This is a genomic window from Mycolicibacterium xanthum (assembly GCF_019710635.1).
GTDB classification, from domain to species: Bacteria; Actinomycetota; Actinomycetes; order Mycobacteriales; family Mycobacteriaceae; genus Mycobacterium; species Mycobacterium xanthum.
On sequence record NZ_JAIFZS010000027.1, the window covers coordinates 1 to 22,337 of the forward strand.

The following is a 22,337-nucleotide window of genomic DNA, read 5'->3' on the forward strand; positions in this document are numbered from 1 at the left end:
GCTCGACCTCACTCGACTCTTCGGCCTCACCCCCGGATTCGGCGGGCTCAACGTCGACGTCCTCGCCGACGGCCTCGGTCTCGGCCACCGACTCCTCACCGACGACCTCGGTCTCGGCCACCAACTCCTCACCGGCAGCCTCAACACCGGACTCAGCAGACTCGCCGTGGACGTCGCGCGCCCCGGCCTCATCCACCTCGGCCTCGACGCCCTCAACCAGCGCCTCAGCCTCAGCTTCGCCCTCGACAGCCACCTCATGCACCACCGGGGCATCCGCGACAGCCTCAGCCACCTCGTCACCCTCAACCGAACCCACACCAGCCTCAGGCTCAGCAGACTCGATCACCTCAGCCCCGGATTCAGCGGGCCCAACCTCGACGCCCTCGCCGACGACCTCGGTCTCGGCTGCCGACTCCTCACCGGCAGCCTCAACACCGGACTCAGCAGACTCGCCGTGGACGTCGCCCGCCCCGGCCTCATCCACCTCAGACTCGGCCTCGACGCCCTCAACCAGCGCCTCAGCCTCAGCTTCGCCCGCGACCGCCCCCGCATGCACCACCGGGGCCTCCGCGACAGCCGCAGCCACCTCGTCACCCTCCACCGAACCCACACCAGCCGCAGGCTCAGCAGACTCGCCGAGGACGTCGCCCGCCCCGGCCTCATCCGCCTCAGACTCGGCCTCGACGCCCTCAACCAGCGCCTCGGCCTCAGCTTCGCCCGCGACCGCCCCCGCATGCACCACCGGGGCCTCCGCGACAGCCGCAGCCACCTCGTCACCCTCCACCGAACCCACACCAGCCTCAGGCTCAGCAGACTCGATCACCTCAGCCTCGGGTTCAGCGGGCTCAACCTCGACGCCCTCGCCGACGACCTCGGTCTCGGCTACCGACTCCTCACCGGCAGCCTCAACACCGGACTCATCAGGCGCGGCGAGGATGTCGCCCGTGTCAGCCTCTTCTGGCTTGGACTCCCCGCCCTCATCGCCGTCGGCCCCGGACTCAGCCTCGACATCGTCAACCAACCCCTCGGCCTCAGGCTCAGCCACCTCGGCACCGGCTACCTCAGACTCGGGCTCAGCCTCGGCTTCACCTGCCGCGTCGACCTCGTCCTCGGGGCCGATGTCGGCGGTCAATGCCTCGGCCTGACCAGGCGGCGGCGCGTTCGGTTGGTCATCCGCCGCGGTAGCCTTGGCTGCGGCGACGACGCCGACGCCCGATCCGACCGCGACCTCTTTGACGAAGTCCTCGACCTCGGTCTCTTCGTGTGCCTGGGTGGCCTGCTTGCCTTGCAGACTGGCTGGATCTTCCCGCCCCTTGGGCGCCACCATGATGTAGACGATCGCGCCGATGAAGACGAACGTCGAGGTGAAGGTGTTGATGCGGATTCCCGCGATCATCTGCGCTTCATCGCTGCGCATCAGCTCGATCCAGAACCTACCCAGGCAATAGCCGGCGACATACATCGCGAAGAGCCGACCATGCCCGATCCGGAACCGGCGATCGATGACGATCAGCGCCACGAAAACCAGCAGGTTCCACAGCAACTCGTACAGGAACGTCGGATGGACCACCCGCTCCAGCTGGCCCGTTGACACGCCGTTGAGTGCATCGATCTGGCCGCTGGCGTTCCGACGTTCGTAGATTTCCAGCCCCCACGGCAGCGTGGTGGCCCGACCGTAGAGCTCCTGGTTGAAGTAGTTGCCGATCCTGCCGATCGCCTGGGCCAGAATGATTCCCGGTGCGATCGCGTCGCCGAACGCCGGCAGCGGTATGCCGAGGCGCCGGCACCCGATCCACGCTCCGACACCGCCCAGCGCGACCGCACCCCAGATTCCGAGACCGCCGTCCCAGATTCTCAAGGCGCCCATGAAACCCGCGCCGCCCTCGCCGAAGTACTTCTTCCAGTCCGTCATCACGTGGTAAAGGCGCCCACCCAGCAGGCCGAAAAGCACGGCCCACAGGGCGACGTCGTAGATGACCCCGGGCTGCCCGCCCCGCGCTATCCAGCGACGGTCACCGATCAGCAGCGCGGCGATGATCCCGGTGATGATGAACAGCGCGTAGGCACGAATCGGCAGGAAGCCAAGGTGCCAAACGCCCTGCGACGGACTCGGGATATACGCGAGAACCGTGGTCGTCACGCAGTGATCCTCTGCCGCACGCCGTCGGCGAGTTCTTCGGTCAGCGACCGCAACGCCGGGATTCCGTCCTTCAGAGCCGAGACCAACGCGGAACCGACGATGACGCCGTCGGCGTAAGTGCCGATCTCGGCCGCCTGATCACGCGACCGCACACCCAGACCCACACCCACCGGGATGTCGGAGACCTCTTTGACCCTGCGGACCAGTTCGGGCGCCGCATTGGACACCGCATCGCGCGCGCCGGTCACCCCCATCGTCGACGCGGCGTAGACGAACCCGCGCGAGGCGCGCACGGTCATCGCCAGCCGCTCCGGCGTCGACGACGGCGCGACCAGGAAGATCCGGTCCAGGTCATGCGCCTCGGACGCGGCGAACCAGTCATCGGCCTCATCCGGGATCAGGTCCGGGGTGATCATCCCGAGCCCGCCCGCGGAGGCCAGGTCCCGGGCGAAGGTGTCGACACCCTTGCGCAACACCGGGTTCCAATACGTCATCACGACGGCGCGGCCGCCGGCGTTGCTGATCGCCTCGACAGCGGTCAACGCGTCGCGCACCCGCACCCCGCCACGCAGCGCCACCTCGGTGGCGGCGGCGATCGTGGGCCCGTCCATTCCCGGGTCGGAGTAGGCGATGCCGACCTCGATGACATCGCAGCCACCCTCGACGAGCGCCGTCATCGCCGAGATCGAGGTCTGGACATCGGGAAAGCCGGTGGGAAGATACCCGATCAGCGCCGAGCGTCCCTCGTCGCGGCACGATTCGAAGAGACCTGCCAGCCTGCTCATTTCGCGTCACCATCCAGCAGGCCGAACCACTTCGCGGCCGTCTCCACGTCCTTGTCGCCGCGTCCCGACACATTCACCACGATGATCGATCCGGGGCCGAGTTCGGGCCCCAGCTGCACCGCGCCGGCCACTGCGTGCGCCGACTCGATCGCCGGAATGATCCCCTCCGTGCGGCTGAGCAACGAGAACGCATCCATGGCCTCGGTGTCGGTGATCGGTTCGTAGCGCGCCCGCCCGATGTCCTTGAGCAATGCATGCTCCGGACCGACGCCGGGATAGTCCAAACCGGCTGAGATGGAATGCGATTCGATGGTCTGTCCGTCGTCGTCCTGCAGCAGGTATGAGAAGGACCCCTGGAACGCGCCGGGTGATCCACCGGTGAAGGTCGCGGCATGCCTGCCGGTCTCGACTCCGTCGCCGGCGGCCTCGTAGCCCACCAGGCGCACACCCGGGTCGTCGATGAAGGCATGGAAGATACCGATGGCGTTGGAGCCCCCGCCGACGCACGCGACGACCGCGTCGGGAAGCCGGCCGGCCTGATCGAGGATCTGCGCGCGGGCCTCCAACCCGATCACCCGCTGGAAGTCGCGCACCATCATCGGGAACGGGTGCGGGCCCGCCGCGGTGCCGAAGCAGTAGTAGGTGTCGTCGGCATTGGTGACCCAGTCCCGGAACGTCTCGTTGATGGCGTCCTTCAGCGTCTTGGAGCCGGACTCGACCGGGACGACGGTCGCTCCGAGCAGCCGCATCCGGGCCACGTTGAGCGCCTGGCGCGCGGTGTCCACCGCGCCCATGTAGATCACACACTCCAGCCCGAGCAGCGCGCACGCGGTCGCCGTCGCCACGCCGTGCTGGCCCGCGCCGGTCTCCGCGATGACCCTGGTCTTGCCCATCTGACGCGCCAGCAGGGCCTGGCCGAGCACGTTGTTGATCTTGTGAGATCCGGTGTGGTTGAGGTCTTCTCGCTTCAGGAAGATCCGCGCACCACCGGCGTGCTCGCTGAGCCGCTCCGCCTCGTACAGCGGCGACGGCCGCCCGGTGTAGTGCCGCTGCAGCCGGTCCAGTTCGTCGAGGTAGGCCTGGTCTCCGCGGGCCTTCTCATAGGCGGCGGTGACCTCCTCGATGACGGCCATCAGCGCCTCGGGCACCAGCCTGCCGCCGTACGCGCCGAAGTGGCCGCGGACGTCCGGGTCGTGCGTGGTGGGCTCGGCGACCGCAGCGCTGGCGCGCGGCAGATCGGGCCCGGCGATTCCAGCCACTTAACGAGCGGGTTTCGGGCACGACGGATGCGTGCCGGCGGTGACGAGGTCGGCGACGGCGCTGCGCGGGTCACCGCTGGTGACCAGACCTTCACCGACGAGCACCGCGTCGGCACCCGCACCGGCGTACGCCAGCAGGTCGGCGGTGCCCCGCACCCCGGACTCGGCGACCCGGATGACATTGCTGGGCAGACCCGGCGCGATTCGCCCGAAGCAGTCCCGATCGACCTCGAGCGTCTTGAGGTCGCGCGCGTTGACGCCGATGACCGAGGCGCCGGCCTGCAGGGCACGGTCCGCCTCCTCCTCGGTGTGCACCTCGACCAGTGCGGTCATGCCCAGTGACTCGGTGCGCTCCAGCAGCGACACCAGGACCGGCTGTTCGAGCGCGGCGACGATCAGCAGCAGCATGTCCGCGCCGTGCGCGCGAGCCTCGTGGATCTGGTAGGGGCGGACGATGAAATCCTTGCGCAGCACGGGAATCGAGACCGCGGCGCGGACGGCATCCAGGTCGTCCAGGGAACCGTTGAACCGCCGCTGCTCGGTCAGCACGCTGATGACCCGCGCGCCACCGTCCTGATAGGCCTGCGACAGCTCGGCGGGGTCGGCGATCTGCGCAAGCTCACCGCGCGACGGTGAGGCCCGTTTCACCTCGGCGATGACGCCGATCCCCGGTGCCCGCAGCGCGGCCATCACGTCCAGGGGCGCAGGTGCGCGCTGGGCCCGCTCCTTCACCTCGGCCAGACTGACGACGGCCTCACGTGCGGCAACGTCGGCACGGACTCCCTCGAGAATGGAGTCGAGCACGGTCGCCGAACCCATAGGTGTCGTTTCCCTTTCGCTGAAGGCCGTTTGGTACTTAACGAAGGGTAGTCGCCACCGCGCCACGATCGCTCACCGCCCCTGGTTGTCCGGATCGGCTGGGTCCCGGGTGGGATCGGCCCCCTCGTCGAGCGCGTCCCAGATCATCCGCTCCGACATCGTCGCCGCAGGCTGGTCGGGGCTTGGGGCCGGACGACGGCGGTAGCGCGCGGTCTCGTGGTGCGGGCGCGCGGCCGATCGCATGAGCAGCACGGACCCGGCCAGCGACAGCACGCCGGCGACCAGGGTCAGGATCGCCCCGCCGTAGTGCCGTTCGGTACCCAGCAGATCCGCCACGGGAACGTCGGCCAGCCGGGCGGCGCGCACCGCCACGTCGACGACCACCCACAGGCTGATCGCCAGATAGCCCATCGCCGCGCTCGCCGCCGCGACCAGCACCGCCAGGACGCGCAGCGCCCAGCCGCGTACCGCCAGGGCGGCCGCCGCGGCCGCCAGCACCACCAGGGCCAGCGGGATCAGCGCCGTCGACCAGGCCGAACCGCTCAGCTCCGAGGTCTTCGGGTGCCCGAGCCCGTCGAACGAGCCGACCTGCACCCAGGTCATCCGCGACGCCGCCCACAGCGCCGCCGCCGCGAGTACCAACAGCAGCTGCGCGACCCTGGTCACGGTTCGCTCAGCGTCTCGGCTGCCGCGATGGCGCCCAGCACGGCGCGGGCCTTGTTGGTGGCCTCGTTGTACTCGTACGGGCCGTTGGAATCGGCGACGACACCCCCACCGGCCTGCACATAGGCGGTGCCGTTGCGCATCAACGCGGTGCGGATGGCGATGGCGAAGTCGGCGTTGCCGGCGAAGTCCAGGTAGCCGAGCACCCCGCCGTAGAGGCCGCGGCGGGTCTTCTCCACCTCCTCGATCAGCTCCATCGCCCGCACCTTCGGCGCCCCCGACAACGTCCCGGCCGGGAAGCACGCCGTCACCGCGTCCAGCGCGGTCTTGCCGTCGGCGAGCATGCCGGTCACCGTCGACACCAGGTGCATGACGTGGCTGTAGCGCTCGATGTGGCTGTAGTCCTCGACCCGGACGGTGCCGGGCCGGCAGACCCGGCCCAGATCGTTGCGGCCGAGGTCGACGAGCATCAGGTGCTCGGCGCGTTCCTTCTCGTCGGAGAGCAGCTCCTTCTCCAGGAGCAGGTCCTCCTCCTCGGTGTCGCCCCGCCAGCGGGTCCCGGCGATCGGGTGGGTGGTGGCGCGGCCGTCGGAGACGGTGACCAGCGCCTCCGGGCTGGACCCGACGATGGAGAAGTCCAGCCCGCCGTTCTCGTCGGGCACGTTGAGCAGGTACATGTACGGGCTCGGGTTGGACACCCGCAGCATCCGGTAGACGTCAAGCGGGTCTGCCGGGGTCGTCATCTCGAACCGCTGCGACGGCACGACCTGGAAGGCCTCCCCCGCCTCGATGTCGCCGACCAGCTTGTCGACGATCGCGGTGTACTCCTCCACGCTGCGTTGCGCACGGTAGGTCGGCGCGGGCCTGCCGAACGTCGCGACCGTGGATTTCAGCGGCTCGGCCAGCGCGGTGGTCATCACGTCGAGACGGGCGACCGCGTCGTCATAGGCCCAGTCGACCCGCTCCTCGGTGCCGTTCCAGTTCACCGCGTTGGCGATCAGCGTGATGGTGCCCTCGTGGTGGTCGACCGCGGCGATGTCGGTGGCCAGCAGCATCATCATCTCGGGCAGGCCGAGATCGTCGACGGCCGACTCGGGCAGCCGCTCCAGCCGGCGCACCATGTCGTAGGCGAAATAGCCCACCAGCCCGGAGGACAACGGCGGCAGCCCCGGCAGCGGCGCGGTCTCCAACAGCGCCAGGGTGGCGCGCAGCGCCTGCAACGGGTCACCGCCGGCGGGCGCGTCCTGCGGAATGGCACCGAGCCACACCGCATGGCCGTCGCGGACGGTCAGCGCGGACGGCGCGCCGGCGCCGATGAACGACCAGCGTGACCACGACCGACCGTTCTCAGCGGATTCCAGCAGAAACGTTCCCGGCCGGTTCGCGGCGAGCTTGCGGTACGCCGACAGCGGCGTCTCGCTGTCCGCGAGCACCTTGCGGGTCACCGGCACCACCCGGTGCTCGGCGGCCAGCGCCCGGAAGTCCTCACGCGACGTCGTCGCGAGGTTGGCGGTGGATTGCACCCCGTCATCCTCCCAGACGTACCGTGGTGCTCATGAACAGCATCAAGCAGGGCGACCGGGTGGCCGAGTTCGAGCTCCCGGACCATACCGGGGCGCCCCGGACGCTGACCGGGCTGCTCGCCGACGGGCCGATCGTGCTGTTCTTCTATCCGGCGGCGATGACCCCCGGCTGCACCAAGGAGGCCTGCCACTTCCGGGACCTGGCGGCCGAGTTCGCGGCCGTCGGCGCGAGCCGAGTGGGCATCAGCGCCGACCCGGTCGACAAGCAGACGCAGTTCGCTGACCAGCAGAGGTTCGACTACCCGCTGCTGTCGGACGCGGACGGTGTGGTGGCCGCCCGGTTCGGGGTCAAGCGGGGCCTGCTGGGCAAGTTCATGCCGGTGAAGCGCGTGACGTTCGTCATCGACACCGACCGCACCGTGCTCGCGGTCATCGCCAGCGAGCTCAACATGGACACCCACGCCGACAAGGCGCTCGAGGTGCTGCGCCGGCGCCGGTCGGCGTAGGCCTCCAGGAGGTCAGCCGGAGTCACCGACCGGTTCTACGACGCCTGCAAGTAGGTCCGCAGGTGATCAAGCATGCTCGCTCGGAACCTTTGCATCGACGGGGCTTTCGGGGCGAGGCCGTCTGCTGCGTGGTACATGCCCGGCACCGTCACCAGTTCGCACGGCACCCCTGCCGCCCGCAGCCGCCCGGCATAGGCCACATCTTCGTCGTACAGCAGATCCAGATCACCCACTCCGATCCAGGCGGGTGCGAGACCCTCGAGTTGTTCTCGCCGCGCGGGCACGGCGTATTCCGGCGCGTCGGACATCCGCGGCTCCCGACCGAGATAGGACGTCCAGCCAAACCGGCTCGATGCCGGGGTCCACATGAACCGGCCGCGGCCGGCGTGGTCGGCGCGCAACACGGTGCGATCGTCGAGCATCGGATACACGAGGACCTGCGCCCGCAGGCTGATCCCTTCGTCGTGACTTCGTTGCGCCACCGCGGCCGACAGTCCGCCACCCGCACTTGCGCCACCGACCGCGACACGGCCCGGGTCTATACCGAGTTCGTCAGCGTGATCTCGCATCCACCGCAGCGTCGCCATGCAGTCGTCCAAGGCCGCCGGATACGGGTGTTCTGGGGCCAGGCGGTAGTCCGGGGAGACCACCACGGCACCGATCTCGCATGCGATGGGACCGGTCAGGAACCCTTCGAACTGGGGGGAGCCGAGGACATATCCACCGCCGTGGATCCAGAGCACCGCGGGGCGCGGGGATCCGCCATCGTGCGTGGTCGTCACGACCACCCGAAGCCCCCCATCGCCGACGAAGCGTTCGGCCGTCTCGACCTCGCAGCCCGAGGGGGTCGTCAGCCTGGCGACGAACCGATTCACACGCAGAATGCGCGCGTTGCCCGGAGGGGTTACGAACGGCAGGACGGCGCGGCGCAACTCGGGGCTCACGGCCGCGAGGTCTTCGCGCGCGGACATGTAGCGACGGATCGCAATTCCTGCCGTCGCCAGACCCGCGAGGGCCGCCAGTCTCCTCACTCGGGCAGCTTAAGCCTCATCGCCCAGCAGCAGGTCGGCATCGAAGCAGGTGTGATCGCCGGTGTGGCAGGCGCCGCCGACCTGATCGACCTCGAGCAGCACGGTGTCGCCGTCGCAGTCCAGCCGCACCGAGTGCACATGCTGGGTGTGCCCCGACGTCGCACCCTTGACCCACTGCTCACCGCGGGAGCGCGAGAAGTACGTCGCCTCACGGGTTTCCAACGTGCGCGCCAACGCGTCGTCGTCCATCCACGCGACCATCAGCACCTGACCGGTGCCGCGCTCCTGCACCACCGCGGCGAACAGGCCGTCGGCGTTGCGCTTCAGACGTGCCCCGATCGCCGGATCCAGCGTCATCGCACCGTGATCCCCTCGGCCTTCATCGCCGCCTTCACCTGCCCGATGGTCAGCTCCCGGAAGTGGAACACGCTGGCCGCGAGCACCGCATCCGCCCCGGCCGCCACCGCAGGCGCGAAATGCTCCACCGCGCCCGCGCCGCCGCTGGCGATCACCGGCACCGACACCGCACCCCGCACCGCACGCAGCATCGGCAGGTCGAAACCGGCCTTGGTGCCATCGGCGTCCATCGAGTTCAGCAGGATCTCCCCGACCCCGAGCTCGGCGCCCTGCACCGCCCAGTCGACGGCGTCGATGCCGGTGCCCCGGCGACCGCCATGGGTGGTGACCTCCCAGCCCGACGGGGTCGGCGCGGAACCCGCCGGAACGGTGCGGGCGTCGACGGACAACACGATGCACTGCGACCCGAACTGACGCGAAAGCTCCGAGAGCAGGTCGGGCCGCGCGATCGCCGCGGTGTTGACCGACACCTTGTCCGCGCCGGCGCGCAACAGCGCGTCCACGTCGCCCACCGAACGCACACCGCCGCCGACGGTCAACGGGATGAACACCTGCTCGGCGGTGCGCCGGACCACGTCGAGCATGGTGGCGCGGCCCGACGAGGACGCCGTCACGTCCAGGAACGTCAGCTCGTCGGCGCCCTCGGCGTCGTAGGCGGCCGCCAGTTCGACGGGATCGCCCGCGTCGCGGAGGTTCTCGAAGTTGACGCCCTTGACCACCCGGCCGGCGTCGACGTCCAGGCACGGGATGACGCGGGTCGCCACGTCGCTGGCGGATTTCACAGGTAGTCCTCCGGTTCGCCGGCCGCCGATACCAGCTCCAGCATCTGCTCGTGCGCCCCGGGGGCCGCGGCCAGTGCCGAGGGCGAGCTGACGGTCCACGGCTCGCCCGCGAGGTCGGTGACGATGCCGCCGGCGGCCCGCACCAGCGCCACCCCGGCCGCGTGGTCCCAGATGTGGTGGCCGAAACTGACTGCCGCACCGAGGATTCCGGACGAGACGAAGGCCAGGTCGATGCCCGTCGAGCCGTGCATCCGCACCCGGGAACAGCGCCTGCTGAGGTTGGCCAGCACCTGTGCGCGGTACCGGCCGGGATAGTGTCCGCGCGAGTCGATGTTGAAGGTCCCGATCCCGACCACCGATTCGGCCAGCACGGTCGGCCCCAGCGCAGCCAGCGCGTCGCCGTTGCACCGCACCGGCCCCCCGGCCATCGCGGTGTAGCGCTGCCCGATGAACGGCAGCCAGGTCAGCCCCAGCACCGGCTCACCCCGCCACAGCAGCGCCAGCAGCATCGCGGCCATCGGCGAACCCGCGGCATAGTTGAACGTGCCGTCGATCGGGTCGAGCACCCACACCAGTTCGGCGTCCAGCGATTCGCCGCCGAATTCCTCCCCGTGCACCCCGATCCCGGTCAGCCGGGTCAGCTCGGCCACCACGCGGCGCTCGATCGCCAGATCCACCTCGGTGGCGAAGTCGTTGCCCTTCTTGGCGACCGCCGACTCGGCCCGATGCCCGGCGATGAACTGGCTCGACGCGGCATCGAGCACCCCGGCCGCGGTGTCGAGCAGCGCGGCCAGCTGATCCGGGTCGACGGTCACGAGCTGACGGCGGCGAGTGCCTGGGGCAGCGTGAATCGCCCTGCGTAGAGCGCTTTTCCGACGATGGCGCCCTCGACGCCGCGGTCGGTGAGGGTGGCGATCGCCCGCAGGTCGTCCAGGCTGGACACCCCACCGGAGGCGATCACCGGCGCATCGGTTCGCCCGCACACACCGTCGAGCAGCTCGAGATTGGGGCCGTTGAGGGTGCCGTCCTTGGTCACGTCGGTGACGACGAAACGCGAACAACCCTCGCGGTCAAGACGTTCCAGCACCGTCCAGAGATCGCCGCCGTCGGTCTCCCAGCCACGCCCCCGCAGCCGGTGCAACCCGTCCACGATCTTGACGTCCAACCCGACCGCGACCTTCTCGCCATGCTCGGCCACCACCCTGGCGCACCACTGCGGGTTCTCCAGCGCCGCAGTACCCAGGTTCACCCGGGCGCATCCGGTGGCCAGCGCCGCGGCCAGCGAGTCGTCGTCGCGGATCCCGCCGGAGAGCTCCACCGCGACGTCGAGCTTGCCGACCACCTCGGCCAGCAGCTCCCGGTTGGAGCCACGACCGAACGCCGCGTCGAGATCCACCAGGTGGATCCACTCGGCGCCGTCGCGCTGCCAGGTCATCGCCGCGTCCAGCGCCGACCCGTACTCGGTCTCGCTGCCGGCCTGCCCCTGGACCAGGCGCACCGCACGGCCCTCGATGACGTCGACGGCGGGCAGCAGGATCAATTTCGCAGCGGTCGCATCCACGGCGCTCAACTTAGCGCCCCGATCCAGTTGGACAGCAATTCGGCACCGGCGTCACCGCTCTTCTCGGGGTGGAACTGGGTGGCCGACAGCGCACCGTCCTCGACGGCCGCCAGGAACGGAACATGGTGACTCGCCCAGGTCAGCAGCGCGTCGGGGTTGCCCTCCCACTGCTGGGCGGCATACGAGTGCACGAAATAGAAGCGGGTGTCGGGGCCCAGCCCGCGGAACAGCACGCTGTCGGCCGGCGCATCCACCACGTTCCACCCCATGTGCGGGATGACGGGCGCGTCCAGCCGCACCACCGAGCCCGGCCACTGACCGCAGCCGGTGCTCTCGACGCCGAACTCGACGCCGCGGGCGAACAGGATCTGCATGCCCACGCACACCCCCAGCACCGGACGGCCGGCATCGATCCGGTCGGCGATGATCTTCTCCCCGCCGATCTTGCGCAGACCCGTCATGCACGCCTCGAACGCGCCGACGCCGGGCACCACCAGCCCGTCGGCGGCCATCGCCGCCGCCGGGTCGGCGGTCACCTCGACCTCGGCGCCGACCCGCTCCAGCGCGCGCTGCGCCGAGCGAAGGTTGCCCGAACCGTAGTCCAGGACCACGAGCTTGCGTGTCACAGCGTGCCTTTGGTGGACGGCACGCCACTGACGCGGGGGTCGTACTCCACCGCCTGACGCAACGCCCGGGCGACCGCCTTGTACTGCGCCTCGGTGATGTGGTGCGGATCGCGGCCGTAGAGCGTGCGCACGTGCAGCGCGATGCGGGCGTTGAACGCCAGCGACTCGAAGACGTGCCGGTTGACCACCGTGTGGTACGGCGCCCCGGACCCGGCGATGGTGAACTCCACCAGGTAGTCGGGCTCCCCGGTGTGCACGAAGTAGGGACGGCCCGACACGTCGACGGCGGCGTGCGCCAGCGTCTCGTCCATCGGGATGAACGCGTCGCCGAAGCGCCGGATGCCCTTCTTGTCGCCCAGCGCCTGCCCGAGCGCCTGGCCCAGCACGATCGACGTGTCCTCGATGGTGTGGTGGCCCTCGATCTCGATGTCGCCGGTCGCCTTGACGGTGAGGTCGAAGCTGGCGTGGCTGCCCAGCGAGGTCAGCATGTGGTCGAAGAACGGGACGCCGGTGTCGACGCTGACCTGGCCGGTGCCGTCGAGGTCGAGTTCGACGACGATGTCCGATTCCCTGGTGGTGCGCGCGACGGTGGCGCGGCGCGGGGAACGCACGGAGGTGTCGATCAGATCGGTCACGATGCTCCTATCCGGGCGCTGGCGGCAAGCAGCGCGTCGTTCTCGTCGGCCAGTCCGATGGTGGCCCGCAGAAATCCGGGGATCCCGACGTCGCGGATCAGCACGCCGTCGTCGAGGTAGCGCTGCCACGTGGCGGGGGCGTCGGCGAACTCGCCGAACAGCACGAAGTTGGCGTCACTGGGGATCACCCGGAACCCCATGCCGGTCAAGGCCTCCGACACCCGTTCCCGCTCGGCGATCAGCGTGGCGACGCTGCCCAGGGTGTCGTCGGCGTGCCGCAGCGCGGCCCGGGCGGCGGCCTGGGTCACCGAGGACAGGTGGTAGGGCAGTCGCACCAGCAGCATCGCGTCGATCATCGCGGGGGCCGCGATCAGGTAGCCGAGCCGGCCGCCGGCGAAGGCGAACGCCTTGCTCATGGTCCTGGTGACGACCAGCTTGGCCGGGTACTCGTCGAGCAGCCCGATCGCGCTGGGCTGTGACGAGAACTCGCCGTAGGCCTCGTCGACGATCATCAGGCCACCCGTCATGGCGTCCAGCAGCTGCCGCAGGTCGTCGAGCGAAACGCTCTGGCCCGACGGGTTGTTCGGGCTGGCGACGAACACGATGTCGGGGGTGTGCTCCCTGATCGCGCGGGCGGCGACGGCTGCGTCGAGGCTGAAGTCGTCGGCGCGGTTGGCGACCAGCCAGGCGGTCTGGGTGCCGTCGGAGATGATCGGATGCATCGAGTAGGACGGCACGAAGCCGATCGCGGTGCGGCCCGGACCGCCGAACGCCTGCAGCAGCTGCTGCAGGATCTCGTTGGAACCGTTGGCCGCCCAGACGTTCTCGACGCCGACCGGGATCCCGGTCTGGGCGCTCAGATAGGCGGCGAGGTCGGTGCGCAGGTCCACCGCGTCCCGGTCGGGGTAGCGGTGCAGCTCTCCGGCGATCGCCCGCACCGAGCCGGCGACGTCGTCGATCAGCGCCTGGGTCGGCGGATGCGGATTCTCGTTGGTGTTCAACCGCACCGGCACCGCCAGTTGCGGTGCGCCGTAAGGGGATTTGCCCCGCAGGTCGTCGCGCAGCGGCAGGTCGTCCAGCGTCACCGCGGAGCCGGGGATGACGCCGGAAACGGGTGTGGTCACCTCTCGAACCTCCGGCGCACCGCTTCCCCGTGGCTGGGCAGGTTCTCGGCCTGCGCCAGCGTGATCACGTAGCCCGAGACGTCCTTCAGGGCGGCCTCGGTGTAGTCCACGACATGGATGCCGCGCAGGAACGTCTGCACCGACAACCCACTGGAGTGCCGCGCGCAACCCGCGGTGGGCAGCACGTGGTTGGAGCCCGCGCAGTAGTCGCCGAGGCTGACCGGCGCCCACGGGCCCACGAAGATCGCACCTGCGGCGCGGATCCGGCCGGCCACCCCGGCGGCGTCGGCGGTCTGGATCTCCAGGTGCTCCGCGGCGTAGGCGTTGACCGTCCGCACACCGGCATCGAGGTCGTCGACCAGCACGATCGCCGACTGCGGCCCGCTCAGCGCGGCCGTCACCCGGTTCCGGTGCACGGTCGTCTCCAGCTGCCGGGCCAGCTCGCGGTCGGTCGCGTCGGCGAGCTCCGCGCTGTCGGTGACCAGCACGCTGGCCGCCATCTCGTCGTGCTCGGCCTGGCTGATCAAATCGGCCACGACGTGCACCGGGTCGGCGGTGTGGTCGGCCAGGATCGCGATCTCGGTCGGTCCGGCCTCGGCGTCGATGCCGACCTGGGACCGGCAGATCCGCTTGGCGGCGGTGACGTAGATGTTGCCGGGCCCGGTGATCATGTCCACCGGGGACAGCTCCGCGCCGTCGGTGTCCAGGCCGCCGTGGGCCAGCAGCGCCACGGCCTGCGCCCCACCGACCGCCCACACCTCTGTGACGCCCAGCAGTGCGGCGGCGGCCAGGATCGTCGGATGCGGCAGCCCGTCGTGGTCGGCCTGCGGCGGGCTGGCGATCACCAACGAATCGACGCCCGCGGTCTGGGCGGGCACCACGTTCATCACGACGCTGGACGGGTAGACGGCGTTGCCGCCGGGGACGTAGAGCCCGACCCGATCCACCGGGACCCAGCGTTCGGTGACCGTGGCCCCGGGCGCCAGGGTGGTCGTGGTGTCGCTGCGGTGCTGGTCGGCGTGCACCGCGCGGGCCCGTTCGATCGCCACCTCGAGCGCGGTCCGCACGTCGGCGTCCAGGGCGTCCAGAGCCGCACCGATCTGCTCCGAGGGGACCCTGACCCGGTCAGGGCGGATGCCGTCGAACGAGGCGCCGTACTCGAGGGCGGCCTCGGCGCCACGCTGCGCGACGGCCTCGACGATGGGACGCACCTTCGGTACGACGGTGTCGACGTCGACGCCACCGCGTGGCAGCGCGGCCCGCAGAGCCGCCGCCGACAGCGTTGCGCCGCGCAGGTCGATGCGCCGCAGGAGCCCTGGCGATACATTCACGATGACCATTGTCCCAGAGCAGCACAAATCGGTATCGGAGGCGTCGTGGCCGGTCGACCCAGCAGAAGCAACCACCCCAACAACGCGCCCGGCGTGCCGATGATCTTCCCCGCCTGGTTCGAGCGACTGCAGATCAAGTACATCAATCCGCTGGTGCGCCCGCTGTCGAAGCGGATGCCGGGGCTCGGCGTGATCACCCACCGCGGACGCACCTCGGGCAAGGACTACGAGACCATCGTCACGCCGTACCGCAAGGGGTCGGTGCTGGCGATCGGATTGGCCCACGGCAAGACCAACTGGGTGAAGAACGTGCTGGCCGCGGGCGAGGCCGACATCCGCATCGGCGGTTCCACCTTCCACCTGGTGCAGCCGCGGGTGCTGCCGGCGGGCACCGTGGACCCGTCGCTGCCGAAGACGGCCCGGATCATCGCCAAGCGGTCGGGGGTCTTCGTGGCCGACATCGCCGGGTGACGCTCAGCCGCACATCCCGCTGATCTGCGCACTCAGGTCTTCGGCGTTTCGCAGCCGGGCCGATTGCGCCGGATCGGTGTTGGGCGCCCCGGCGGTGGCCGCCGCGCCGATGTCCATCAGCTGGTCGGCGAACCGGCGGATCTGGCCGGCCAGGTCCTCGGGCGTGGCCGCGCCCAGCCGGGCCAGCAGGTACTGCCCCCCGTCGTAGAGCGCCACCCGGGCGTTGGCGGCAGCGGCCAGCGAACCGGTGATGTCGTCGGCCCCGCCGGGGGGCTCGAGGTTGGTGTTGGTCGCCACCCCGGTGCGCACCGTGAAGAAGGCAGCGCAGATGGCGGACTTGGCGTCCACCCGCTCGGTCTCGGTGTATTCGGGGCTGTCGTCGGGCCGATGCAGCACCGCGAACAGCGCCACCGCCAGGGCTGCCAGGGCCACCGCGAGGGCGAGGCAGGACACCGCACGCCCGGACGACTTCGCCACGGTCTACAGATCCAAGCCCAGGTCGAGGACCCGCACCGAGTGCGTCAGCGCGCCGACCGCGAGGTAGTCCACCCCGGTTCCCGCATAGTCGGCGGCGGTGGGCAGCGACAGCCCGCCCGAGGACTCCAGCTTGGTGCCGGGCGAACGGGAATCGCGGCGCTGAACCGCGATCTGGGTCTGCCAGACCGGAAAGTTGTCCAGCAGGACCAGCTCCACGTCCTCGGCGAGCACCTCGTCGAGCTGCTCCAGCGAGTCGACCTCCACCTCGCACGGTAGCTCCGGGGCGGCGGCGCGCACTTCCCGCAGCGCGGCCAGCACCGAGCCGGCCGCCGCGACGTGGTTGTCCTTGATCAGCGCGGCGTCGCCCAGGCCCATCCGGTGGTTCACCCCGCCGCCGACCCGCACCGCGTACTTCTGCAGGGCCCGCAGGCCGGGCAGCGTCTTGCGGGTGTCGCGGATCTGCGCCGACGTACCCGACACCGCCTCGACCCAGGCCGCGGTGGCGGTCGCGATCCCGGACAGGTGGCAGACCAGGTTCAGCATGGTGCGCTCGGCGGTGAGCAGCCCGCGGGTGGGACCCTCGACGGTCAGCGCGACGCCACCGGCGTCCAGCCGGGTGCCGTCCGGCACCCGGGACTCGACGCGGTAGCCGCCCGGGCCGAGCACCTCGTCGAGGACCATCAGCGCCAGGTCGGAGCCCGCGATCACCCCGGCCTCCCGGGTGACCATCGCCGCGGAGGTGGTCGCGTCGGCGGGAACGGTGGCCAGCGTGGTGACGTCGGGGCCGTAACGCAGATCCTCGTCGAGCGCGCGGCTGATCACCGCGCGAGCCTCGGCCAGCTCGGTGTCGGTCAGTGCCATCAGCTGCCCGCCACCTCGGGGACCAGCGTGCGGCTGAAGGCCTGCGCCGGGTCGGTGGCGGGGAAGTCGGCGCGGTGATGACAACCGCGGGATTCGGTGCGCGCCTGGGCGGCCGCGGCGACGGCCTTCGCCACGGCGGTCAGCGCGGCATCCTCGAAGTCTCGATGCGACTTGATCGTCCGGGCGGGCGCCGCATCCAGCACGTCGACGAGTTCGGCGAGGCCGGTGCCGGTGCGCACGACCGAGGCATGCCGGGTCATCGCGCGCTGCAGCTCGGCACGCGACGCAACGGGACGCTGTGGGGCGGAAGGGGTCACGACACGGCCCGGCCGGCTGGTCTGGGCATGCTCGGCGGCGGCCGCACCGGCCCGCCCGCCGACGACCAGCCCCTCCAGCAGGCTGTTGGAGGCCAGCCGGTTGGCACCGTGCATTCCGGTGCGGGCGACCTCGCCCGCGGCGAACAGGCCGTCGATCGCGGTACGACCGTGCACGTCGGTGACCACACCGCCGCAGCTGTAGTGGGCGCCGGGCACCACCGGGATGGGCTGGCGGGTGGGGTCGATGCCGGCGTCATGGCAGGCCGCGGTGACGGTCGGGAAACGGGCGGGCAGATCGGCGATCCCGCGGGCGTCGAGAAACACGCAGGGGTCACCGGTCTCGGCGAGTCGGGCCTCGATCGCGGCGGCGACGACGTCGCGCGGCGCCAGGTCTCCCATCGGATGCACCCCGGCGGTCACCGGGTTTCCCCGTGCGTCGACGAGTTTCGCGCCTTCGCCGCGCAGTGCCTCGGTGATCAGCGGCCGCCGCCCGGTGCTGCCCTGGTCGAACAGCATCGTCGGGTGGAACTGGATGAACTCCAGGTCGCTGACCGGCAGCCCGGCCCACATCGCCAGCGCCACCCCGTCGCCCGTCGACCCGTCGGGGTTGGTGGTGGCCTGGTAGAGGTGGCCGAGCCCGCCGGTGGCGAGGATGACCGAGGATGCATGGAGGACCCCGAGTCCGTCCCCGCTGAGCACCAGCACGCCGCTGACCGCACCGGCGTCGTCGAGCACCAGTTCCAGGGCGACGTGGTCGCGCCGGATGTCCAGGGTGGCCGCGGCGTGGTTGAGCGTCCGCTGCACCTCGGCGCCGGTGGCGTCCCCACCCGAGTGGATGATCCGGCGCCGGGAGTGCCCACCCTCGCGGGTCAGCGACCAGTGACCGGGTGTGCTCTCGTCGAAATGCGCTCCTTCGCCGACCAATTCGGTGACGGCACGGTAGCCGTCGGCCACGATCGAGCGCACCGCCACCGGATCGCACAGCCCGGCACCGGCCGCGACGGTGTCGGCGACGTGCGCGTCGACCGAGTCACCGTCGTCGTGGAACGCATCGGGCAGCACCACGGCGATACCACCTTGCGCGTAGAACGTGGCGGTCGATCCTTCGCCCTGCGGGGCCTTGCTGAGCAGCACGACGCTGCGCCCGCGCCGGTGCGCCGCCAGCGCCGCTGCCAGACCGGCTACCCCGGTTCCCACGACGACGACGTCGGCGCGCTGGCGCCAGATGCCGGCACCCCCGCAGGACGGGTTCATTCGCCGCCGCCGGGCTGTCCGATCTCGATCATGCGCTGCACGCTGGCCCGCGCCCGCTTCGCGATCTCCGGGTCGACGTCGACCTCGTCGGCGCCTTCGACCAGGCAGCGCAGCAGGGCCGCCGGGGTGATCATCTTCATGAAGCGGCACGACGCGCGGTCGTTCACCGCCTGGAAGTCGACCCCGGGTGCCGCGCGGCGCAACTGGTGCAGCATGCCGACCTCGGTGGCGACGAGCACCTGGCGGGCGCCGGTCTCGCGCGCCGCGTCGAGCATTCCGCCGGTGGACAGGATCTTGACCTGGTCCTCCGGGAACGCGCCCTCGCCGGCCAGATAGAGCGCCGAGGTCGCGCAGCCGCACTCGGGGTGCACGAACAGCTCCGCGTCGGGATGGGTGCGTGCCTGGTCGGCGAGCTCGTCACCGTTGATTCCGGCGTGCACGTGGCATTCGCCGGCCCACACGTGCAGGTTCTTGCGGCCCGTGATCCGCCGCACGTGGGCGCCGAGGAACTGATCGGGGCAGAACAACACCTCGCGGTCCTCGGGAATCGACGCCACCACCTCGACCGCGTTGGCCGACGTACAGCAGATGTCGGTCTCGGCCTTCACCGCGGCGGTGGTGTTGACGTAGGACACCACGACCGCCCCGGGATGCTCGGCCTTCCAGGCCCGCAGTTCGTCGGCGGTGATGGAGTCGGCCAGCGAGCAGCCGGCCCGCTGATCGGGAATCAGCACGGTCTTGGCCGGTGACAGGATCTTGGCCGTCTCGGCCATGAAGTGCACCCCGCAGAAGACGATCGTCTCCTCGGGAGCTTCGGCGGCGATCCGCGACAGCGCCAGCGAGTCGCCGACGTGATCGGCGACGTCCTGGATCGCGGGCAGCTGATAGTTGTGCGCCAGCAGCGTCGCGCCACGCAGGTCGGCGAGGCGGCGCACCTCCGCGGCCCACTCCTCGTCCCCGTCGACGCCGGAGTAGCCGCCGGGACCGTCGACGATCCGTGCGGTCAGATCGTTAGCGGGCATCCGGTCGAGAACCGTCATTTCCGCCTCCTTCACTCCTCGAGGTTTTCGACTTATAATCGAAAACATGGCCCATATTAGCACTGACCACGAGGTGCTGGCCGCGGTGTTCCAGGTTCGCGACCGACAGCCCGCGGACACCAGCGGGAAACCCGCACTTCACGTGCTGTTGTGGCAGCGTGCACTCGATCCCGAGCGAGGTCGGTGGTCACTTCCCGGCGGAGGCCTCGGCGCCGACGAGGATCTGACGAGCTCGGTGCGCCGCCAACTCGCCGAGAAGGTGGATCTACGTGAGCTTGCCCACCTCGAGCAGCTTGCTGTGTTCTCCGACCCTTTGCGGGTTCCGGGCCCGCGCACCATCGCCTCGACGTTCCTCGGCCTGGTGCCCTCCCCCGCCACGCCGGAGTTGCCGGCGGACACCCGCTGGCATCCGGTCAGCGATCTGCCCCCGATGGCCTTCGACCACGGCCCGATGGTCGAACACGCCAGGAACCGCCTGGTCGCCAAGCTCTCCTACACCAACATCGGGTTCGCCTTGGCCCCAAGTGAATTCGCACTCTCGGCGCTTCGCGACATCTACAGCGCCGCGCTCGGCCACCAGGTGGACGCCACCAACCTGCAACGGGTGCTCGAGCGCAGGCACGTCATCACCCGCACCGGTACCACCGCCCGCTCGGGGCGCAGCGGCGGCCGCCCCGCCGCGCTGTACCGGTTCACCGACTCCCGTTACCGGGTCACCGACGAGTTCGCCGCATTGCGCCCACCCGGGTGAGTCGACTGGATTCTTAATGCACTCTTAAGTAACAATGCCGGCATGGACATGGGCAACGCCGCACGGTCATCCGCCGCAGCGTGGATCGGCCAGCCCCACCATGAGCCGCTGCGGCGCAAGGTCCGCCCGGCGGTACCCGCCAAGGACCCGTTCTACGTTCCCCCGGCCGGCTTCGAGCACGCCAGACCCGGCACCGTGCTGCGGTCCCGAGACGTCGAGCTGGCCTTCCTCGGCCTGATCCCGCAGACGTTCACCGCGACCCAGCTGCTCTACCGCACCACCGACCTCAACGGCGAGCCGCAGACCACGGTGACGACCGTGGTGGTGCCGATCGAGCGGACCACCGACGGGCCGACCCCGATCGTGTCGTATCAGTGCGCCATCGATGCGGTGGCCGGCCGGTGCTTCCCGTCCTATGCGCTGCGTCGCGGCGCCCGCGCACTGGGTGCGCTGGCACAATTCGAGTTCCTGCTGATCGCCGCGGCGCTGGCCGAGGGCTGGGCGGTCTCGGTGCCCGACCACGAGGGCACGGCGGGCATCTGGGGCGCGCCCTACGAACCGGGCTACCACGTGCTCGACGGCATCCGGGCCGCGACCAACCACCGCCCGTTGGACCTGCCCGCGGGATCCCCGGTCGGGTTGTGGGGCTACTCCGGCGGCGGGCTGGCCTCTGCGTGGGCCGCCGAGGTGCAGGGCGACTACGCCCCGGAGCTCAACATGGTCGGCGCGGTGCTCGGCTCCCCGGTCGGTGACCTCGGCCACACCTTCCGCCGCCTCAACGGCAGCATCTATGCGGGCCTGCCCGCGCTGGTCGTCGCGGCCCTGACCCACATCTATCCCGACCTGGACCGCGTGATCAACGACCACGCCACCGAAGAGGGCAAGGCCATGTTGGCGCGGATCGAGAAGATGACCACCGCGCATGCCCTGCTGTCTCTGGTGGGCAGGGACATGGCCACGCTGATCGACCGGCCACTCGAAGAGATCCTGCTGACCGACGAGGTCCAGAACGTCTTCGACAGCATCAAGCTAGGCACCAATGCGCCCAAGACGCCGGTGCTCATCGTGCAGGCCGTGCACGACCGGATCATCTCGGTCGAGGACATCGACGATCTGACCGAGACCTACACCAACGGCGGCGCCAGCGTCACCTACCACCGCGACATGTTCAGCGAGCACATGCTGCTGCACCCGATGTCGGCCCCGATGACGCTGCGCTGGCTGCGCGACCGGTTCGCCGGGCGGCCGCTGCGCGCCCACATCGCGCGCACCAAATGGCCGACGCTGCTGAACCCGTCGACCTACCGCGGCATGCTGACGCTGGGTCTGATCACGGCACGGGTGGTGACGGGGCGGCGGGTGGACCGTCATCCGCTGTCGCGATTCGACCAGTAGCGGCCACGACGGGGTACCGCATCGGCGGCCAGGCGCCGAGGTCCTCCCGTGGCGAGGACAGGGCCAGCAGCAGGTAAACCATCGCCGCGGCCGCGGCCGGGCCCAGGATGGTCAGCGCGATCTGCAACGGTGTGGGTCCGAAGAACACCGACGGCGCCTCCACCACGTAGTGCACCCGATGGTCCCCGGACACCGGTGCGGCGGCGATGTCGATCACGCCGTAGCGCACCCGGGCCACCAGTGCCCCGACACCGACTGCGGCACCCGAAGCGGCCAGCGAGCCCACCGCGAGGGCGGCAGCCATCACCGGCCCGCGATGGGCCTGCCACTGCCACACCAGAACGGCGGCGATCACCGCCATCGCCGTGACCATGCCGACCATCAGAGCGGCCGCGGTGAACCAGTGCTCCGACTCGTCGCCCAGGTAGGCCTTGATCCGATCGCCGGCCTTGGTGAGCGCGACGACCCCGTGGATCGGCGGGGCCAACCAGGCCCACAGCGCCCCGAGCAGCGCACCGGCCAGCGCGAGCCCGATGACGACGGTCAGCGCGGCACGTGACCACGACACCCGGGAGGCGGCCGGGTATTGGCCCGGGACTTTCATCGGGCCCGACGGCTCCTCGCCCGAG

24 protein-coding genes are annotated in these 22,337 nt (G+C 70.4%); 4 read left to right on the forward strand and 20 right to left on the reverse strand.

Annotated elements, in window-relative coordinates; genetic code table 11:
* From lgt to JDV09_RS12160, 6 genes are all read right to left on the reverse strand, one after another.
* A partial coding sequence (gene lgt / locus JDV09_RS12135; RefSeq protein ID WP_221369386.1) for a prolipoprotein diacylglyceryl transferase occupies positions 1-2,140 on the reverse strand: 2,140 nt, incomplete at its 3' end.
* Positions 2,137-2,925 (reverse strand): tryptophan synthase subunit alpha, encoded by a 789-nt coding sequence (gene trpA, locus JDV09_RS12140; RefSeq protein WP_221369387.1) that lies wholly within the window; start codon positions 2,923-2,925, stop codon positions 2,137-2,139. The genes lgt and trpA, both read right to left, overlap by 4 nt.
* The gene (trpB, locus tag JDV09_RS12145; RefSeq protein WP_221369388.1) at positions 2,922-4,184 is read right to left on the reverse strand and encodes a tryptophan synthase subunit beta; all 1,263 of its coding nucleotides are present in this window, start codon (positions 4,182-4,184) and stop codon (positions 2,922-2,924) included. The genes trpA and trpB overlap by 4 nt, the downstream gene beginning before the upstream one ends.
* The gene (gene trpC / locus JDV09_RS12150) at positions 4,185-5,003 is read right to left on the reverse strand and encodes an indole-3-glycerol phosphate synthase TrpC (RefSeq protein WP_221369389.1); all 819 of its coding nucleotides are present in this window, start codon (positions 5,001-5,003) and stop codon (positions 4,185-4,187) included.
* Positions 5,004-5,075: 72 nt separating this feature from the next.
* Positions 5,076-5,669 carry a TIGR02234 family membrane protein gene (locus tag JDV09_RS12155; protein WP_221369390.1) on the reverse strand — a complete coding sequence of 198 codons (594 nt, stop codon included), beginning with the start codon at positions 5,667-5,669 and terminating at the stop codon, positions 5,076-5,078.
* Positions 5,666-7,189 carry an anthranilate synthase component I gene (locus JDV09_RS12160; RefSeq protein ID WP_221369391.1) on the reverse strand — a complete coding sequence of 508 codons (1,524 nt, stop codon included), beginning with the start codon at positions 7,187-7,189 and terminating at the stop codon, positions 5,666-5,668. Before JDV09_RS12160 ends, JDV09_RS12155 begins: the two co-directional genes overlap by 4 nt.
* 32 nt (positions 7,190-7,221) lie before the next feature.
* Between JDV09_RS12160 and JDV09_RS12165 the strand changes: the two genes are divergently transcribed.
* Positions 7,222-7,695, forward strand: coding sequence for a peroxiredoxin (locus tag JDV09_RS12165; RefSeq protein ID WP_255605241.1), 474 nt, complete (start codon positions 7,222-7,224; stop codon positions 7,693-7,695).
* Between the two features lie 35 nt (positions 7,696-7,730).
* On the opposite strand, the gene JDV09_RS12170 is transcribed toward JDV09_RS12165, so the two are convergent.
* From JDV09_RS12170 to hisD, 9 genes are all read right to left on the reverse strand, one after another.
* A complete protein-coding gene (locus JDV09_RS12170; RefSeq protein WP_221369485.1) occupies positions 7,731-8,666 on the reverse strand; it encodes an alpha/beta hydrolase in 936 nt (311 codons plus the stop codon).
* A 69-nt stretch (positions 8,667-8,735) separates the two neighbouring features.
* Positions 8,736-9,083: a phosphoribosyl-AMP cyclohydrolase gene (gene hisI / locus JDV09_RS12175; protein WP_221369392.1), complete on the reverse strand. Its 348-nt coding sequence runs from the start codon at positions 9,081-9,083 to the stop codon at positions 8,736-8,738.
* Positions 9,080-9,865, reverse strand: a complete 786-nt coding sequence (gene hisF / locus JDV09_RS12180; protein ID WP_221369393.1) for an imidazole glycerol phosphate synthase subunit HisF — start codon at positions 9,863-9,865, stop codon at positions 9,080-9,082. The genes hisI and hisF overlap by 4 nt, the downstream gene beginning before the upstream one ends.
* Positions 9,862-10,680, reverse strand: coding sequence for an inositol monophosphatase family protein (locus JDV09_RS12185; protein ID WP_221369394.1), 819 nt, complete (start codon positions 10,678-10,680; stop codon positions 9,862-9,864). The genes hisF and JDV09_RS12185 overlap by 4 nt, the downstream gene beginning before the upstream one ends.
* Positions 10,677-11,426 carry a bifunctional 1-(5-phosphoribosyl)-5-((5-phosphoribosylamino)methylideneamino)imidazole-4-carboxamide isomerase/phosphoribosylanthranilate isomerase PriA gene (gene priA / locus JDV09_RS12190; protein WP_372452904.1) on the reverse strand — a complete coding sequence of 250 codons (750 nt, stop codon included), beginning with the start codon at positions 11,424-11,426 and terminating at the stop codon, positions 10,677-10,679. Before priA ends, JDV09_RS12185 begins: the two co-directional genes overlap by 4 nt.
* Positions 11,427-11,431: 5 nt before the next feature.
* A complete protein-coding gene (hisH, locus tag JDV09_RS12195) occupies positions 11,432-12,052 on the reverse strand; it encodes an imidazole glycerol phosphate synthase subunit HisH (protein WP_221369395.1) in 621 nt (206 codons plus the stop codon).
* The gene (gene hisB, locus JDV09_RS12200; protein ID WP_221369487.1) at positions 12,049-12,675 is read right to left on the reverse strand and encodes an imidazoleglycerol-phosphate dehydratase HisB; all 627 of its coding nucleotides are present in this window, start codon (positions 12,673-12,675) and stop codon (positions 12,049-12,051) included. Before hisB ends, hisH begins: the two co-directional genes overlap by 4 nt.
* 8 nt (positions 12,676-12,683) lie before the next feature.
* Entirely contained in the window at positions 12,684-13,811 is a 1,128-nt protein-coding gene (locus JDV09_RS12205; protein WP_308124100.1) for a histidinol-phosphate transaminase, read from the reverse strand.
* Complete coding sequence (hisD, locus tag JDV09_RS12210) at positions 13,808-15,151, reverse strand: histidinol dehydrogenase (RefSeq protein WP_221369396.1); 1,344 nt, start codon at positions 15,149-15,151, stop codon at positions 13,808-13,810. Before hisD ends, JDV09_RS12205 begins: the two co-directional genes overlap by 4 nt.
* A gap of 90 nt (positions 15,152-15,241) precedes the next feature.
* On the opposite strand from hisD, the gene JDV09_RS12215 reads away from it, so the two are divergent.
* On the forward strand, positions 15,242-15,613 hold the full coding sequence (locus JDV09_RS12215; protein WP_221369489.1) for a nitroreductase family deazaflavin-dependent oxidoreductase: 372 nt from the start codon (positions 15,242-15,244) through the stop codon (positions 15,611-15,613).
* A 3-nt stretch (positions 15,614-15,616) separates the two neighbouring features.
* Here the strand turns inward: JDV09_RS12215 and JDV09_RS12220 are convergent, their stop codons facing one another.
* From JDV09_RS12220 to nadA, 4 genes are read right to left on the reverse strand one after another with little or no spacing between them, the layout of a single operon-like run.
* Entirely contained in the window at positions 15,617-16,090 is a 474-nt protein-coding gene (locus JDV09_RS12220; protein ID WP_308124101.1) for a hypothetical protein, read from the reverse strand.
* A gap of 3 nt (positions 16,091-16,093) precedes the next feature.
* The gene (gene nadC, locus JDV09_RS12225; protein WP_221369397.1) at positions 16,094-16,951 is read right to left on the reverse strand and encodes a carboxylating nicotinate-nucleotide diphosphorylase; all 858 of its coding nucleotides are present in this window, start codon (positions 16,949-16,951) and stop codon (positions 16,094-16,096) included.
* Positions 16,951-18,522, reverse strand: a complete 1,572-nt coding sequence (locus JDV09_RS12230) for an L-aspartate oxidase (protein ID WP_221369398.1) — start codon at positions 18,520-18,522, stop codon at positions 16,951-16,953. The genes nadC and JDV09_RS12230 overlap by 1 nt, the downstream gene beginning before the upstream one ends.
* Positions 18,519-19,562 carry a quinolinate synthase NadA gene (gene nadA, locus JDV09_RS12235; RefSeq protein WP_221369399.1) on the reverse strand — a complete coding sequence of 348 codons (1,044 nt, stop codon included), beginning with the start codon at positions 19,560-19,562 and terminating at the stop codon, positions 18,519-18,521. The genes JDV09_RS12230 and nadA overlap by 4 nt, the downstream gene beginning before the upstream one ends.
* Before the next feature lie 73 nt (positions 19,563-19,635).
* Here nadA and JDV09_RS12240 point away from each other — a divergent pair, with 73 nt between their 5' ends.
* On the forward strand, positions 19,636-20,313 hold the full coding sequence (locus JDV09_RS12240) for an NUDIX hydrolase (RefSeq protein ID WP_308124111.1): 678 nt from the start codon (positions 19,636-19,638) through the stop codon (positions 20,311-20,313).
* A gap of 42 nt (positions 20,314-20,355) precedes the next feature.
* A complete protein-coding gene (locus tag JDV09_RS12245) occupies positions 20,356-21,708 on the forward strand; it encodes a lipase family protein (protein ID WP_221369401.1) in 1,353 nt (450 codons plus the stop codon).
* Here the strand turns inward: JDV09_RS12245 and JDV09_RS12250 are convergent.
* Positions 21,644-22,312 carry a DUF2567 domain-containing protein gene (locus JDV09_RS12250; protein WP_255605257.1) on the reverse strand — a complete coding sequence of 223 codons (669 nt, stop codon included), beginning with the start codon at positions 22,310-22,312 and terminating at the stop codon, positions 21,644-21,646. The genes JDV09_RS12245 and JDV09_RS12250 overlap by 65 nt on opposite strands.
* Positions 22,313-22,337 lie beyond the last annotated feature (25 nt).

What these genes read in the sequence shown, in the direction of transcription:
- nadA (WP_221369399.1), bottom strand. Translation starts at nt 19,562, where the DNA reads ATGACGGTTCTCGACCGGATGCCCGCTAACGATCTGACCGCACGGATC.
- hisI (WP_221369392.1), bottom strand. Translation starts at nt 9,083, where the DNA reads ATGACGCTGGATCCGGCGATCGGGGCACGTCTGAAGCGCAACGCCGAC.
- JDV09_RS12230 (WP_221369398.1), bottom strand. Translation starts at nt 18,522, where the DNA reads ATGAACCCGTCCTGCGGGGGTGCCGGCATCTGGCGCCAGCGCGCCGAC.
- JDV09_RS12215 (WP_221369489.1), top strand. Translation starts at nt 15,242, where the DNA reads ATGATCTTCCCCGCCTGGTTCGAGCGACTGCAGATCAAGTACATCAAT.
- nadC (WP_221369397.1), bottom strand. Translation starts at nt 16,951, where the DNA reads ATGGCACTGACCGACACCGAGCTGGCCGAGGCTCGCGCGGTGATCAGC.
- JDV09_RS12170 (WP_221369485.1), bottom strand. Translation starts at nt 8,666, where the DNA reads ATGTCCGCGCGCGAAGACCTCGCGGCCGTGAGCCCCGAGTTGCGCCGC.
- trpA (WP_221369387.1), bottom strand. Translation starts at nt 2,925, where the DNA reads ATGAGCAGGCTGGCAGGTCTCTTCGAATCGTGCCGCGACGAGGGACGC.
- trpC (WP_221369389.1), bottom strand. Translation starts at nt 5,003, where the DNA reads ATGGGTTCGGCGACCGTGCTCGACTCCATTCTCGAGGGAGTCCGTGCC.
- JDV09_RS12245 (WP_221369401.1), top strand. Translation starts at nt 20,356, where the DNA reads ATGGACATGGGCAACGCCGCACGGTCATCCGCCGCAGCGTGGATCGGC.
- JDV09_RS12250 (WP_255605257.1), bottom strand. Translation starts at nt 22,312, where the DNA reads ATGAAAGTCCCGGGCCAATACCCGGCCGCCTCCCGGGTGTCGTGGTCA.
- JDV09_RS12165 (WP_255605241.1), top strand. Translation starts at nt 7,222, where the DNA reads ATGAACAGCATCAAGCAGGGCGACCGGGTGGCCGAGTTCGAGCTCCCG.
- hisD (WP_221369396.1), bottom strand. Translation starts at nt 15,151, where the DNA reads ATGGTCATCGTGAATGTATCGCCAGGGCTCCTGCGGCGCATCGACCTG.